Source organism: Paenibacillus sp. FSL R10-2782 (assembly GCF_038592985.1).
Classification (GTDB): domain Bacteria; phylum Bacillota; class Bacilli; order Paenibacillales; family Paenibacillaceae; genus Paenibacillus; species Paenibacillus terrae_C.
This window is the reverse complement of sequence record NZ_CP151951.1, coordinates 1257159-1272594: the sequence shown is the minus strand read 5'-3', so window position 1 is coordinate 1272594 and position 15436 is coordinate 1257159. Positions and strand designations below refer to the sequence as shown.

General features: G+C 49.3%; 11 protein-coding genes. All 11 read right to left on the bottom strand.

All coding sequences use genetic code 11. From position 1 onward, the window contains the following. Nucleotides 1–5: 5 nt before the first annotated feature. The 11 genes from NST83_RS05805 to gltB all read right to left on the bottom strand — a co-directional run bounded on the left by NST83_RS05805 (nucleotide 6) and on the right by gltB (nucleotide 15269). Nucleotides 6–1448: an O-antigen ligase family protein gene (locus NST83_RS05805; protein ID WP_342417885.1), complete on the bottom strand. Its 1443-nt coding sequence runs from the start codon at nucleotides 1446–1448 to the stop codon at nucleotides 6–8. Between the two features lie 5 nt (nucleotides 1449–1453). Beyond that, on the bottom strand, nucleotides 1454–2224 hold the full coding sequence (locus NST83_RS05800) for a WecB/TagA/CpsF family glycosyltransferase (RefSeq protein WP_342416929.1): 771 nt from the start codon (nucleotides 2222–2224) through the stop codon (nucleotides 1454–1456). A gap of 4 nt (nucleotides 2225–2228) precedes the next feature. After that, on the bottom strand, nucleotides 2229–3566 hold the full coding sequence (locus NST83_RS05795) for an O-antigen ligase family protein (RefSeq protein ID WP_342416928.1): 1338 nt from the start codon (nucleotides 3564–3566) through the stop codon (nucleotides 2229–2231). Between the two features lie 10 nt (nucleotides 3567–3576). Continuing rightward, a complete protein-coding gene (locus tag NST83_RS05790; RefSeq protein ID WP_342416927.1) occupies nucleotides 3577–4512 on the bottom strand; it encodes a glycosyltransferase in 936 nt (311 codons plus the stop codon). Continuing rightward, the gene (locus NST83_RS05785) at nucleotides 4512–5210 is read right to left on the bottom strand and encodes a sugar transferase (RefSeq protein WP_025685121.1); all 699 of its coding nucleotides are present in this window, start codon (nucleotides 5208–5210) and stop codon (nucleotides 4512–4514) included. The genes NST83_RS05790 and NST83_RS05785 overlap by 1 nt, the downstream gene beginning before the upstream one ends. A 16-nt stretch (nucleotides 5211–5226) precedes the next feature. Continuing rightward, nucleotides 5227–6120, bottom strand: a complete 894-nt coding sequence (galU, locus tag NST83_RS05780) for a UTP--glucose-1-phosphate uridylyltransferase GalU (RefSeq protein ID WP_014280252.1) — start codon at nucleotides 6118–6120, stop codon at nucleotides 5227–5229. Nucleotides 6121–6159: 39 nt separating this feature from the next. Then, nucleotides 6160–6798, bottom strand: coding sequence for a CpsD/CapB family tyrosine-protein kinase (locus NST83_RS05775; RefSeq protein ID WP_137061910.1), 639 nt, complete (start codon nucleotides 6796–6798; stop codon nucleotides 6160–6162). After that, nucleotides 6782–7525, bottom strand: a complete 744-nt coding sequence (locus tag NST83_RS05770) for a Wzz/FepE/Etk N-terminal domain-containing protein (protein ID WP_342416926.1) — start codon at nucleotides 7523–7525, stop codon at nucleotides 6782–6784. Before NST83_RS05770 ends, NST83_RS05775 begins: the two co-directional genes overlap by 17 nt. A 332-nt stretch (nucleotides 7526–7857) precedes the next feature. Next, complete coding sequence (locus NST83_RS05765) at nucleotides 7858–8493, bottom strand: response regulator transcription factor (protein ID WP_137061908.1); 636 nt, start codon at nucleotides 8491–8493, stop codon at nucleotides 7858–7860. A gap of 215 nt (nucleotides 8494–8708) precedes the next feature. Beyond that, entirely contained in the window at nucleotides 8709–10346 is a 1638-nt protein-coding gene (locus tag NST83_RS05760) for an ATP-binding protein (RefSeq protein WP_342416925.1), read from the bottom strand. A 324-nt stretch (nucleotides 10347–10670) separates the two neighbouring features. Continuing rightward, entirely contained in the window at nucleotides 10671–15269 is a 4599-nt protein-coding gene (gltB, locus tag NST83_RS05755) for a glutamate synthase large subunit (RefSeq protein WP_342416924.1), read from the bottom strand. Between the last annotated feature and the right edge of the window lie 167 nt (nucleotides 15270–15436).

Here is a 15436-nt window from a genome sequence, read left to right as displayed (position 1 = left end):
AGCCTCTACCTTCTTTCCGCGATAACATCTTTCGCCCACAGTCCTATTCCGATCATCATCCAGATCAGATAGCCGCGCATACCGGGAAAACCGTTATCCGATATGAGACTGGCTACAGCTCCGGCCCACGTAGCCAACGCCAGTCTGATATAAGGCTGGCTGGAATCTCGCTCGGCAATGCGGACAAGGAGGCGCTTGACGATAACGAACAGACCACCGAAGAAAAAGAATGCTCCGAAAATACCGAAGGTGAGAAAAATGGCAATATAGCCATTATCCATAATCCCAAGTTCACCGAGATCGCCGCCGTTATCTAGCTTGGTTCCAATTCCGACACTCCCGATCCCCTGCCCTACCGGATTACCGACAATGGCCGGAAGCATCGTATGCAACAGATCCAAGCGTTCATTGTACGAATGATCCTGTTGAATATCCGTCAACGTCTGCATGCGTGCCACAAGACCTTCTGCTCCCGGCAGCTTCGGAACAATGATGTAGAGAAGGAGGCCAACAACAGCAAGTTGAAACAAGGTTTTCCACTTTCCCTTGGAGGATGAAGTGAGGATATACGCCAGCAGCATAACGAATGCAATCAGCCAGGCTGAACGTACCAGCGTGATCAAAAGACAAACGACCGTCAGCAGGACTCCGATCCATCCCAAGGTGCCGCGCCACCGTTTTTCCATCAGCATGGGTACAAGCGCCATTGCCAGGAAAATAGCGCAGGGACCAGGCGAGTTCATCGAAGAGAAAACTCTGATTTGGAGTGGCTCTGGTATACCAATGGAATTCATCTCTACGTTATTCATCCAAAACGCATCCCAAGGTGGCACCGTCAAATACTGAATAATGCCGTAAATCGCCACGAGAACGGCAATATTAGCATAGGAATACAGCAGACGGTCCAGCTCCTTCGCTTTCATGGGCTTAATCGCAAGATAAGGCAGCAGTAGCAAAGGAATCACATAGTTGGCTAAATCATAGGCAAAAACGATTCCATTTTTGAACAACCCGACCACACTTCCGTAGGCTAGTTCAATCCCAAAAAACACAGCAATTCGGGTCAATGGCTTTTCCGCCTGATGAATGCCACGCAGCACAGGAATAATCAACATGCTGCTGACCAGCAACGGTGCCAAGCTCAACAAGGACACCGAGTGATACGTTCCCTCCAGCCAGTCTGCAATGCGCCGGATTTCCGGACCTACTGCCCACACCATCAGTGTGTACGGAATCAGCATCCGCGACTGGATAATCGCCAGCAAAAAGGCCGGAAAAACGAGTGCCAGCAATATGGCTCCCTGCTGGCTCATGGTGGGATTCATCTTGGCGCTGACAAATCCGATGGCGAGTGGCAGCATACAAGCCAGCACTCCCATGCCGATCATGCCAATTCCACGCCGATTTCCTAACCAAACGGAAACCTGCTGATCTGCCAGCCGAGTCATATTTCTCACCCCTGACCTCCCTTCACCCGGTTCCGCTTGAACATTTCCTTAAACAGCAGTACGAGAAACTGGGAATCCTCAATCAAGTATCTTTTCCACAAACGTTTAGGCTCTTGAGACAACCGCCAAAACCATTCAAATCCCGTCCTCTGCATCAGCTCCGGTGCACGCTTCACATTTCCCGACAGAAAATCAAACGTAGCTCCCACCCCTATCGAAATCGGAGCGCGATATGTCTCGTAATATCTGTAAATCCATTTTTCCTGTTTAGGTGCGCCTACGCCGACAAAAACGATGTCCGGGCGGGCCTCTTGCAGCAATTGGACAATGTGTCTGTTCTCTTCCTCATTTTTCTCAAAGCCATAGGAAGGAGAGTAACAGCCCACTACATTCATGTTCGGGTACGACTCCTGAAGATTGAGCATCGCCTTCTCGGGAATACCATCCGCCGCCCCCAGAAAAAACAAGCGATAGCCTCGATCCTCAAAAGCCTCCCCCAGCCGGGTGAACAGATCGGAGCCTGATACCTTTTGCTTGAGGGGTTTTTTCAGCAACCTGGACGCCCATATAATTGGCATTCCATCAGCCACCACAGCTCCTGCATCGGAATATACCTTGCGGAATTCATCATCCTTGCGAAGCTTGATCACATGATCGACATTACAGGTCAAAATGTAGGAATGACGCTGATGCTCAATAGAAGTATCTATAAATTCGAGTAGATCGTTAAAATCATAATTATCAAAGTTGACATCGAACATGTTCACTCTGCTCATCGTATCACTTCTCTTTGCGAAAATCGGTTTGAGTAGATGTCTGGTATAAAACGTTCAAATACCAGCAAAATGGAATAATCATCTGAACCGTCGACAACGTGTTATCTGAAAATGAATAAATCAGAAAGCCCGCAATCAAGCTTGCAAAATAAGGTTTGATCGACTTGGCAAGCGACCGGTAAATGAGAACGAACACGACCAGCAATGAAAGCATCAATAACCCGCAGCCAATATATCCCGTGTCAAAATAAAAGCGTATATACTCGTTATGCGGCACGACAAAGCCTTTGAATAACGTCCCGTCGTTCGCAACCGTCACCGCGCCAAGACCCCTGCCTGACCACGGATAATCCTGTACTCTGTTCAAGAAATATTCCCATGCCTCCGAGCGTCCCGACAGATCAATTCCCGTATCGGTCTCCCGCTCGAAGGAGCGTTTTTTTAAATTGTTCCATTGCAGGGCCACCGCCCCCAGAGCAATCAAAAACGATCCGGCCAGCGGTAGCAAATAATTGACTTTCCCCTTGAGATACTGCCTGGCGATATCGAACAGATACACAGCAAACATGAGCAACAGTGCCAGAATCGGCCCGCGTGTGCCGGTAGCAATCAGAATCAAAAAGTTCAGCGCCAGCACCGTATAATAAAAGGCAGCTTGCTGCGGCTTGCGTTTGACCTCAATCAACGAGACGGCAATCCCGAGGAAGGAAAGCATCGCCAGATGCGGCGGAATATTCGCCCCCTGTACTCTCACCGCTCCCGTAAATTCCACATCGGTAAACGAATGCATACCTACGATCTGTAAAACGAGTCCAACGACCACACTAATGATCGGCAGCAGGCTGATCAACCGGATATGCTTTTCGGCCACCTCCTTCTTCCACTGGATCAGTAAAAAAAAGAAGGGCAACGATAGTCCGACGAACGCCTTCACTGCAATCGAGGTCGTCAGCGTAGGCAGCCATGCTGAAAATCCAAATGTAATCCCCAGCATGATCACCAATGCCCAGATCGGATAGCTAAATTTAAGACGTATGCCGTAAACGAGCATGCACGGTACCAGCAAGGCCAAAATGCCCAATTTGTATAATGACAAAATCTCGATCCCGAATACGCCACCCTGATACAAGGAATCCACCGATACCGCCGTACTCAGCAGAACTGCATAGCTGATGCGCTCTGGATGATGGATAGAAACGGCCAGCAGAAGCAGTAAGCATACTGCCGCAATGCTGGCCACCGGCTGATAAGTAGCCGCAATTCCTACAGCAAGAGCGCCTAGAAGAAAAATGAAAACATGCTGTATTGTGTTTATTCTTGAAGTCCAAGGATAGTTGCTCATGATCAATCTTTCACCCCGCAGCTGACTCGCTTTTCCGGTTGCGCAGCGTATCCAGGGTTCCCCGTATACTTTCAAATCTGCACCGGTTCAACAGCTTTCTGCCCTCAGTACGTGCCAGCAGGGAGTCCGCCGTGTTGTATAGCCATTTGGCTGCCGTCTTCGCCATCAGCATCACGTTGCCGCGCAGGCCTGCGGCCTGAACAGCATAAGACATACCCTGACAGTAGTAACGGTTCATGATCCATTCCTTTGTTAAGCGTGCAGCCGGAACAAAATGCTTCACTGCCATGTGAGGATGATACATGATCGTTCCACCATTTTTACGAATCTGCTCGAATACCCACGATTCTTCACCAGATAAGAGAATATCTCCCTTTCTTCCCAAATGAAGTGGGAACATTACGGCAGCAAAAGCTGTTTTGCGCATGGCCATATTCGCTCCGAACGGATTCAGTCCCGCCGGATATTCACGGATGGCTTTTCCCAAGTCAATAATCGTGTAAGGCAGCTCAAGCGGCCCGGTCAGCCAGCCCGGTCGTTCCGTTTCAAACAAAGGATCTATCTTCCCGCCCATGGCCGTCAGTTCGGAATTATTTCCGAAGGTCGACATAATCGTTTGCAGCCATGTAGCACACGGGATCGCATCATCATCCAGAAAAGCAATGACTTCTGCCCTCGATAACGTAATACCCGCATTACGAGCGGCGGATAATCCTTGCTCGCGCTCATAATGATACCGAAGATGAATATCATGACCGTGCTCGGCATTAAATCTTTTGATCGTTGCCGCCGTATGGTCGGTGGAGCGATTATCGACCACAATGATCTCAGCCAGCGCAAGGTCGTTCAGCTCCAGCAGCGACATTAGCGTTTTTTCCAGCAGATCAGCCCGGTTATAGGTGCAAATAACGACGGACACTGCGGGACACCGCTTGAATGCATCCATCAGTAAGCATCCTTGGAGAACAGCATCTTAATGCCTGTTTTCATGATGATTTTCAGATCGAGCCACGTATTGCGAACATGAATATACTTCAAATCCATTTGCACCATTTCTTCGAAGCCTACACTGTTACGTGCACTCACCTGCCAGTAGCCGGTACATCCTGGTGTGACAATCAGGCGCTGCTTGTCATAATCAGAGTATTGCTCAACCTCGCTCGGCAATGGCGGACGTGGACCTACTAACGTCATGTCCCCGACCAACACATTCCAAAGCTGTGGAATCTCATCAATACTCGTCTTGCGCAAAAAACTGCCGATCTTCGTAATTCGCGGGTCGTTTTTAATTTTGAACATGGCGCCGCTCACTTCATTCAGCTCCATTAAGTCCTTTTTCAGCTCCTCGGCGTTGGACACCATGGAGCGGAATTTATACATGTTGAATAGCTTCTCGTTCTTGCCCACCCGAATTTGCTTAAAAAAAACGCTTCCCTTCGGATCTTCGAGCTTGATCAAAACACCCACCACGATAAAAAGCGGCAGTAATACGATCAAACCAACGAAAGACAGCAACATGTCGAGCAATCGCTTGGTTACCAGGTAAGACGTTTTATCCTGAATTTGTGTATTTCCGTATGGCATGTAAAACGCTTTACCTGACATGACAGCCTCGCCGTCCTCCGGTAAATTTTCCATGCTCATGCTGACGTACCCCCTCTCAACCTGCCGTGGTTGCTTTCTCGGTCTTTTTCAGCCACTCGTGCATGGCTTCTATAACCGGATACTTCAAATCATCACTAGCGAGTGCAAATTCAAGTGTGGTCAAAATATAACCCAGACGCTCACCCACGTCGTAGCGTGTTCCTTCAAAGTCGTAGGCGTATACGCGCTCGCTTTGATTCAGCTTTTGGATCGCATCGGTCAACTGAATTTCGCCGCCTGCCCCTTTTTCCTGAAGATCGAGATATTTGAAAATTTTTGGTGAGAATACATAACGGCCCATAATAGCCAGATCGGAAGGCGCTGTGCCCGGAGCCGGTTTTTCTATAAAATTGTTTACCCGGTACAGACGTCCGTCCTGTTGATCCGGTTCAATGATGCCGTAGCGATTCGTGAATTCCTGCGGTACCCGCTGTACACCGATGACGGAATTTTGAGTTTCCTCATATTGATCCATCAACTGACGCAGGCAAGGCTTCTGACCTGTTACGATATCATCGCCCAGCAGTACACCGAACGGCTCGTCCCCGATAAAGCGTCTTGCGCACCATACCGCATGTCCCAGACCTTTGGGTTCTTTCTGGCGAATGTAGTGAATTTCTACTCCCGAAGAACGCTGAACCTCTTCCAGAAGCTTCAGCTTGCCGTCCTCCAGCAGCTTCGATTCCAGCTCAAATGCGTTGTCAAAGTGATCCTCAATCGCACGCTTGCCTTTGCCCGTTACGATAATAATGTCCTCAATACCAGAAGCAATCGCTTCTTCCACGATATATTGAATTGTGGGCTTATTGATAATCGGAAGCATTTCCTTAGGCATTGCCTTGGTTGCAGGAAGGAAGCGCGTACCCAAACCTGCTGCTGGAATAATGGCCTTTTTCACTCTTTTCGTCATCGCACTCATTCTCCTTGCATCATCGAATTTTGGTGTTGCTTACTTCACCTGATTCATCACAATTCCAACCAGTGTCGCACCGGCCTGATCCATGAGTTGCTTTGTTTTGCGTAAATCTTCCCGCTTGGTCCGGGCGTGTCTGGCGACGAGAATCACACCATCCGTCAAGCTTGCGACCAGGCGAGCATCCGTATAGTTCAGCGCTGGAGCCGAGTCGAGCAGTATGATGTCATATTCGCGTTTTAGCTCTTCCAGCAGCTCCACCATGCGTTCACTGCCGAGCAAATCAGCCGCGTTGTGCAAGGTGTCTCCGCCTGGAATAACAGACAACTCCGGCACGCCATATCTGACAATGGACTTGGAAGCAGCTCCACCGCGCAAATAAGCCGATAAACCTCCGGTATTCTCCAATCCGAATATCTCGTGTAACGCTGGCGTATGGAGATTGCAATCCACCAGAGCCACCTTCCTGCCTTCTTGTGCAAAGGAAACGCCGATGTTGGCGATCAGCGTTGTTTTGCCCGCTCCGCTCTCTGGCGAGGTCAGCAGCAGAACCGTCCCGCGGTCCGTCTGCCCGATGACCTGCTGCCGAATGTATGTACGGAGAGAACGGAAGGATTCCGAGACATACGATGAAGGATTGCTTTCTGTAATCAACATGTCATTCAATCGCAGCATATTTACGCTCCCCTACCCGTTCTTTGGAATTTCCGGCTGCGCCGTCGATGTCCTTCTTGCGAATGACCGGGATGGATGCAATCACTGGAATACCGATGTCCGCATCTGCCTCTTTTTCCGTGCGCAGCGTACCGTTGATGCTTTCCAGAAACACAATCGTGCCCAGTGCAATCATCAGCGATACGAGAAAGCTAATCGCAATATTCATGAGCGGATTGCCATTGGTCGGGTCAGGATTGGCCCGCGGGTCCGCCTCATTCAAGATTTTCACATTATTCAATTCCATCAGCCCCGGAACCGTCTGCACGAATTTCTGGGTTACCGCGTTCACAACAGCGGCAGCCTGTGGATAACTCCCTGCCTCAAACGTCAAGCCGATGACCTGACTTTTATCCGAGGTTTTGACCTGCAGCTTTTCTGCCAGCTTTTGCTGCGTCAAGCCGAATTCGGGATGAATCGTTACGACAGCCTCCATAATTTTAGGTGAAGTGAGAATTTGCTTGTAGCTTTCCACCAAATTAAGACTTGTGTTGACATCGTTCAGATTGTTGCTTCCCTGCTTACCGGAAATATGGTTAACCAGTAGCTGACTTGAGGCGGAATAGACCGGCTTCACGACCTTGTCGCTCACAAAGTAAGTCGTCACGCATGAGAGAATGACAAAAATCGAAATCAGCCACAATCTTTTTTTGATTAGGACCAGATAATCCAAAATGGTTTTCTCCACAAAAATCCTCCCTCCCATACCATTTTTCTTCTTATTTTAAGTATGATCTAATTGTAACAAGCTGCTGTGGGTACGACATGGAACCTGACGGCACTTTCTCCATCACTACAGGGGGATGAGATTGTATACTTTTAGCTACAGCATGGTATACTTTTGTACCAGTCTTTGTTGATTATGGAAAAATAAATTGAAAAAAAGCCCCAAAACCACCGAAGCTGGTGATTTTGAGGCTTCTTCTGTTACTCGCTATATAAACTGAACTGGAAAGCTACATGGGCGCACTGCCCAGTCGGACAGGCTTTCCATCGCCACCGCCTTCAGCGTATCACACGCTAGATGTTCGTTGGCTCGTACTTCGCCAGACCAATCGCATTGGCATACAACGCTGCCTGAGTCCGATCCGCCAGCCGCAGCTTGGCCAAAATCTGACTGACATGCTTTTTGACGGTAAATTCGCTGATGAATAATCGGGATGCAATTTCGCGGTTGCAGGCTCCCTGGCCCAGCTCGACCAATACTTCCTTTTCCTTCGGTGTCAGGTCGTCTGTCAGATTGCCCGCATCCTCCCGCAGCTTGTTCTCCAGAATAGCAGGATCATAATATTTGCGTCCTTTGTTGACAAGATGAATCGCGTAAATTAGTTCCTCAGGCAAAGCCTCCTTGAGTACGTAACCGTCCACAGAAGCTTCCTCCGCTTTCAGGAAGTCTTCTCGTGTGGACGAGGATGTCAGCAAAATAAATTTGCTTCTGAACCCGCGTCCGCGTGCTATTTTGATAATATCCAGACCTGATTCATCGGCAAGCTTCAAGTCCAGCAGCACCAGATCCGGGTCAGTTTCCTCGATAACCACAAGTGCTTCCTGTTGATTCTGGGCCTCTCCCGCAAACTGAACATTGGGCTGCATGGATATAACGGCAGCGAGTCCTTTCCGTACTAAAGGATGATCATCGACAATGACAATTTTCATGATTCGGCCTCCTGTCTACAGTTCAGGATTTGCATAATCCCTATGTATCCGATTGTTACCGCAGATTTTGTATTGCAGGATGTTCACACATCTTTATCAGCATTTTGCATAATTCCATTCTCAACGCTCGAAAGTGCAATATATAGACGAACTAAACCGTTTCGATCTATGTATTGCTGATTTGAAATCGCTCCTGGGATTTATGCAAAATACTCTTATTCATAAGCATTTACTGGAATGGACAATCGGATCTGTGTCCCCTCTCCGATTCGACTTGAAATATCAAATTCACCTCCCATCGAATGAGCTAAATATTCCATATTCATCATGCCCAGGCCGCTGCCTGCACTGACTGCCTCACCTCCTGCAACCATTCTCGCCGTCTCGAACCCTACTCCGTCATCATGAATAGACAGTCTAATCACTTGGGGCGTCAATTTTAACTTCACATCAATCCGCTTCGCCAGCCCATGCCGGATTGCGTTACCTGCGGCTTCGGATATGATACGAAACAAAGCCTTTTGATACAAGTACGGCAGTGAAAAATGATCCCCATGAATATCAAAGTCAATCTGTACATGGTTCAGCTTGGACAGCGTATGCAGATGGCTTTTCACTGTTCCTAACCAAGTCGGGCCGCCGCTCTTTTTCGAGCTTAGGCTATGAATGGCTCCTTTTAGCTCTCTCACTGCCTGATTGGCGGATTGCTGAATCAGCTCAATTTGTTCCTCCACCTGCTCCTTGGACTGATCATGCCATGTCTGCCGAAGTGAATGCGTCGCGTACACAATGCCAAAAAGACTTTGTGATACATTATCATGCATTTCATTCGCGATCCGGTTCTGCTCATTCGTCACAATCAACTGATTTTCGATACGCTCCAGCTCGTAGCGCTCTAAAAACACGGCGCTCAGCTCAGCCAGGAATATCAGTTGCTGCACGAGCCAGCGTCTTCCCGTCAGACTTTGATCCGGGCCCAGCTTGAGTCCGATGGTCGCTACAAAACGAGTCGTCATCGGTACCGTGATCATGAGAAAATCGCCCCATTCCGGCAGATGCCTGAAAAACGGCTCACGCTCTTCCCTGAATTCCTCACGATAATTCCCCAGCTCCTCGAATAGCTGCTCCTCTTCCTCCACCGTCCAACCTGTCTGACTACTCTCCGGCGCATCCTCCTCCTGACTGTCCAGCCAGAAAAATGCGCGGCTCTGCTTCGTCAGCTTAACCGTGTAGTCCGAGATGACCTGTCCCAGATTTAATGCCTCGTTGTGGCTAGTCGTCTCCATGATGTGGTAAATCGACTTAATATGTTCCATCGTCTCATTAGCTTGCTCCTTCGCCATCTTCAACTCATTCTTCATAACACCGATCACCTGCATGGCCATCGTGGTCACAATCAGCACCAGAAATAAATTCGCATTTTGTAACACCGTATCCCACAAAAAATATTGACCTGGTGTAAAAAAGATATAACAAAATGTGAGTACCAAGCCGATATAGGAAAGAAGGAGCGTCCAACTGTACCTCATAGAAAGGTGAGCACAAGCCACCAACATAGGGGTAATCACATACCATTTGAACGGACTATCCATCCCTCCCGTCGGGAGCAGCAACAAAATGATCCCTGCGGTTTCCAGAGCAATGCAACATTTCAGTACCATATCATGAAGTCTGTACTTGCGGTAAATCCACGTAAATAATGTAACAGATAAAAAAAGAAACACAATAAGTAATAACTTCTGCCACGCGATTAATCTGGATGATTCGAACAGAAAAACAAGCGATGTTAAAGATAGTGATACATACCGGTACAAAAAAATCATTTGGTCTTCTGCTGACTTCTTCAACTTCATCCTGTCACCCTATTCTGTGTTTTGAAGTGACGATGGGCATACTAGATTTGCATGTGTACTCTAAAAAAATCATAACCAATCCAAAAATAAATAACAAGACATAAACTCTAACGTAAACGGTTACATTCCAAAAAAAATGACACTTTTTATAACATATTTACCGTTTCAGGAAAACATTTTGGGGGTAATGTCAGAAACTATAACGTTTGTCAAGGACATAAATCATATTTTCTAAAGAACTAAAAAAGGACTTGCTGGTATCACCGTAATCTTAACAACGGTATTCAGCAAGCCCTTTTTTAGTAAATTTGGTGAGGGGCTACATTAACCCCCGGCACGCGCCAATTCACGCATATTGGCTTCAAATGCAGCCAGCAGAGCCTCATCCCCGCTCAAACCGGTCGCCTCTTCTTTTTGTATCTGTTCAACCATACGCTTGTAATCCTTTGGAATCACCCGTACAAACTGCTGAATCGCAGTCTGCCAGTCATCCAAAATACGTTGTCCCGCTTCGCTGCCTGTGTGTGTGACATGGCGCTGAATCATACCGCGCAGATCCGCTGCTTCCGCAGGGTCTTCCACGTCTTCCAGCAGCACCATTTCCAGGTTACAACGGCTCAGGAACATCCCCTGAGGATCATAGACGTATGCAATGCCTCCAGACATCCCGGCTCCAAAATTCCGTCCAGTCTCGCCCAGTACAGCTACACGTCCGCCTGTCATATACTCACAGCCATGATCGCCGACACCCTCGACGACGATACGTGCGCCGGAGTTTCGAACGGCAAAGCGCTCCCCTGCAATTCCGCTAATATAAGCTTCCCCGCTGGTCGCTCCATACAAAGCCGTATTTCCGATAATAATGTTCTCTTCTGCCTTAAAGGTCGCTTTGTGAGATTTCTTCACAATAACCTTACCACCGGATAGTCCTTTACCTACATAGTCATTGCTGTCGCCTTCAACGCTCAGCGTGATGCCTTTCGGAATAAACGCCCCGAAGCTTTGACCTGCTGATCCGATGAAGTTAAAACGAATCGTATCCTCAGGCAAACCCGCCGCTCCGTACTTGCGGGTGACCTCGCTGCCCAGAATCGTACCTACGGCCCGATTCACGTTCGTTATAGGCATAGTGGCCTCTACAGCTCTTCCGTTCTCCAGCGCCCCGGCAGCCATCGGTACGAGCTTCTGCATATCAAGCGTTTCTTCCAGCCCGTGGTTTTGGCGTTGTACGCGGTAACGCACACTGCCGTCTTCCAGCTCAGGAACATGCAGCAGCAAGCTCAGATCGACGCCTTTCTTCTTCCAGTGCGAATCGGCGTTCACGGTATCCAGGCAGTCCGTACGGCCGATCATTTCCTGAATCGTGCGGAAGCCCAGCTCCGCCATAATTTCGCGGACATCTTCTGCGATGAAACGCATAAAATTCACCACATGGGCAGGATCGCCCATATAATTTTTGCGCAGTTCCGGATTCTGCGTAGCAACACCAACCGGACAGGTGTCCATTTGGCATACCCGCATCATAATACAGCCCAACGCCACAAGCGGCGCTGTAGAGAAGCCATATTCTTCTGCACCTAACAGCGCAGCTACCACCAAATCGCGGCCGGACAGCATCTTGCCGTCTGTCTCCAGCACCACGCGGTCGCGCAAATTGTTCAGCATCAGCGTCTGATGTGTCTCGGCCAGACCCAGCTCCCAGGGCATACCCGCATGGCGGATGGAGCCTTGCGGAGAAGCGCCTGTACCGCCGTCATAGCCGCTGACCAGAATAATGTCAGCGCGGCCTTTAGCCACTCCTGTTGCAATCGTACCTACGCCTACCTCCGACACCAGCTTCACGTTAATGTCAGCACGCGGATTGGCGTTTTTGAGATCGTAGATCAACTCTGCCAAATCCTCGATAGAATAAATATCGTGATGCGGCGGCGGCGAAATCAGTCCCACGCCCGGCGTAGAACCACGCACCTCAGCCACCCAAGGATAAACCTTGCGTCCTGGCAGTTGTCCACCTTCGCCCGGCTTCGCGCCTTGCGCCATTTTAATCTGAATTTCGTCAGCGTTCACCAAATAATTCGACGTTACACCAAATCGGCCTGATGCCACCTGCTTGATCGAGCTGCGGCGAGAATCGCCATTGGCATCCGGAATGAAACGTGCAGGGTTTTCCCCACCTTCACCGGTGTTGCTCTTACCGCCGATACGGTTCATCGCGATCGCCATATCTTCATGCGCTTCCTGACTGATTGAGCCGAAGGACATTGCTCCCGTCTTAAAACGTCGCATAATCGATGCAGCGGATTCCACTTCTTCCAGTGGCACAGACTTACCCGCAGGCTTCAACTGAAGCATGGAACGGATCGTCAAATGCTGTTCAGTTTCACCCTGCACCAGCTTGGCGTATTTCTTGTACAGCTTGTAGTCCCCCGAGCGAACCGACTGCTGGAGCAAATGTACCGTTTGCGGATTAAACAAATGCTCTTCCCCATCGTTGCGCCATTGATATTCACCGCCCGAATCCAGCACCTTGTCGTTGCCGTCCTTATCGGTAAAAGCACGGTTGTGGTGAGCCAGCGCTTCCACCGTGACTTCCTCCAGACCGATACCGCCAATGCGGGAAGGTGTCCAGGTGAAGTAGCGATCAACGAAATCCTGTTTGAGACCTACAGCCTCAAAAATTTGCGCTCCACGGTACGACTGAATCGTGGAAATACCCATTTTGGACAATATTTTAACGACACCCTTAGTGGCCGCTTTAATATAATTTTTAATTGCTTTTTCATGCGAGACACCGCGCAGCAAGCCCTGCTGAATCATGACATCCAGTGTTTCGAAAGCCAGATACGGATTAACCGCACTCACGCCGTAACCAAGCAGCACCGCATAATGATGAATATCTCTTGGCTCTCCCGACTCCAGCAAAATACTTACACGTGTGCGTGTACCCTGCTTGATCAGGTGGTGGTGCAGGCTTGAGACAGCCAGCAGCGCTGGAATGGCCGCATTCTCTGCGTCCACTCCACGGTCGGACAAAATCAGGATGTTATGACCCTTGTCAATGACACGATCAGCCGCCTCAAACAGCCCTTCGAGCGCCTTACGCAAGCCTTCTGCGCCTTCCTTCGCTTCAAAGAAGATCGGAATCGTCATCGACTTGAAGCCTGGACGGTGTACATGACGAATTTTGGCAAATTCCTCATTCGACAGCACCGGTGAATCCAGACGAATCTGACGACAGCTTTCCGGCTCAGGATGCAGCAAATTGCGTTCAGGTCCAATCGTAGTTGCTGTGGACGTTACGATCTCTTCCCGAATGGCATCAATCGGCGGATTCGTGACTTGAGCAAACATCTGTTTAAAATAGTTGTATAAACGCTGCGGACGGTCAGACAGCACCGCCAATGGAGCATCATATCCCATCGAGCCAATCGGTTCCGCACCTGTGAGCGCCATCGGCTCCAGAATCTTGCGCAGTTCTTCAAACGTATAGCCAAAAGCCAGCTGAAGCTGGTTTACATTCTCATGCTTCGGCTCCGGCTGCTCCAGCGCTTCAGGCAACTCATCCAGATTGACCAGATGCTCATCCAGCCATTCCTGGTAGGGCTCCTCGGAAGCGATACGCTCCTTCAACTCTTCGTCAGAAATGATGCGGCCCTCCTGGGTATCGACCAGCAGCATCCGTCCCGGACGGAGACGATCCTTGTAGAGTACATTTTCAGGAGCAATATCCAGTACACCCGCTTCTGAAGACAAGGCGATCAGGTCATCCTTGGTCACATAGTAACGCGCAGGGCGCAGGCCGTTGCGGTCCAGAATTGCTCCGATCTGCACACCATCCGTAAACGCCATCGCAGCCGGTCCATCCCAAGGCTCCATCATCGTACTGTGATACTCATAAAATGCCCGCTTCTTCGGGTCCATCGTCTCATGCTTGTTCCAAGGCTCCGGCACCATCATCATGGCTACATGAGGAAGGGAACGCCCACTCAGATACAGGAATTCAAGCGTATTATCAAACATGGCTGTATCTGAACCATCCGGGTTAATGACCGGTTTTACCTTGCCAATATCTTCGCCAAACGCTTCACTTTCAAACTGGGTCTGACGTGCATGCATCCAGTTCACGTTGCCACGCATCGTGTTAATTTCACCGTTGTGAATCATAAAACGATAAGGATGCGCACGGTCCCAGCTCGGGAACGTGTTCGTACTGAAACGGGAATGGATCAGCGCGATTGCCGAAGTCACCCGCTCATCCTGCAAATCCAGATAAAATTGTCCTACCTGCTCGGTTGTAAGCATTCCTTTGTATACAACCTTACGGCATGACAAACTCGGGATATAAAACGACTCACGGTTCTGGTCCTCTTCGTTATAGCGAATGGCAAGCTCCGCCCGTTTGCGAATAACATACAGTTTCCGTTCAAAGTCCAGCTCTTCCTTCAAATCACTGCTTCGACCGATAAACACCTGACGTACGCCCGGTTTGGCGGCTTTCGCCGATTTGCCCAGCATTTCGTCATAAGTCGGAACATCCCGGAAGCCCAGACAATTCTGGCCCTCATCTACGATAATATCTCTCAGCTTTTGTTCATGAACTTCACGAACCTTCGGATCATTGGATACAAAAAGCATACCCACGCCGTAATGTCCAGCCTTTGGCAGCTTGAAGCCCAGTCGCTCCGCTTCCTCTTGGAAAAATAAATGCGGTACCTGAATCATGATCCCCGCTCCGTCACCAGAGTTCGGTTCACTTCCCTGACCGCCCCGATGCTCCATATTGACGAGCATGGTCAAAGCCTGACTTACGATATCGTGCGATGGTTTTCCCTTGATGTGGGCAACAAAGCCCATGCCGCAGGCGTCTTTTTCGAATTGGGGATCGTATAATCCCTGTTTGGGTGGTAAACCTGTCTGTCTCATGGAACGCAACCTTTCTGTTATAAAGTCATGCTGGCCTGAAATACAGGCGGCCGAATAGAAGACAGTGGCAACAAGAGGTAACTCAAAGAACAACTACGAGGATTGGGGGACAAAACATGTGACGTATTCAAGGCGGTACGGTCCGCCGAATGCGAATGTTTTTCAAT

Excerpts from the sequence above, each read along its gene's own strand:
- NST83_RS05800 (WP_342416929.1), bottom strand. The coding sequence starts at position 2,224 with ATGAGCAGAGTGAACATGTTCGATGTCAACTTTGATAATTATGATTTT.
- NST83_RS05795 (WP_342416928.1), bottom strand. The coding sequence starts at position 3,566 with ATGAGCAACTATCCTTGGACTTCAAGAATAAACACAATACAGCATGTT.
- NST83_RS05775 (WP_137061910.1), bottom strand. The coding sequence starts at position 6,798 with ATGCTGCGATTGAATGACATGTTGATTACAGAAAGCAATCCTTCATCG.
- galU (WP_014280252.1), bottom strand. The coding sequence starts at position 6,120 with ATGACGAAAAGAGTGAAAAAGGCCATTATTCCAGCAGCAGGTTTGGGT.
- gltB (WP_342416924.1), bottom strand. The coding sequence starts at position 15,269 with ATGAGACAGACAGGTTTACCACCCAAACAGGGATTATACGATCCCCAA.
- NST83_RS05765 (WP_137061908.1), bottom strand. The coding sequence starts at position 8,493 with ATGAAAATTGTCATTGTCGATGATCATCCTTTAGTACGGAAAGGACTC.
- NST83_RS05760 (WP_342416925.1), bottom strand. The coding sequence starts at position 10,346 with ATGAAGTTGAAGAAGTCAGCAGAAGACCAAATGATTTTTTTGTACCGG.
- NST83_RS05805 (WP_342417885.1), bottom strand. The coding sequence starts at position 1,448 with ATGACTCGGCTGGCAGATCAGCAGGTTTCCGTTTGGTTAGGAAATCGG.
- NST83_RS05785 (WP_025685121.1), bottom strand. The coding sequence starts at position 5,210 with ATGAGCATGGAAAATTTACCGGAGGACGGCGAGGCTGTCATGTCAGGT.
- NST83_RS05790 (WP_342416927.1), bottom strand. The coding sequence starts at position 4,512 with ATGGATGCATTCAAGCGGTGTCCCGCAGTGTCCGTCGTTATTTGCACC.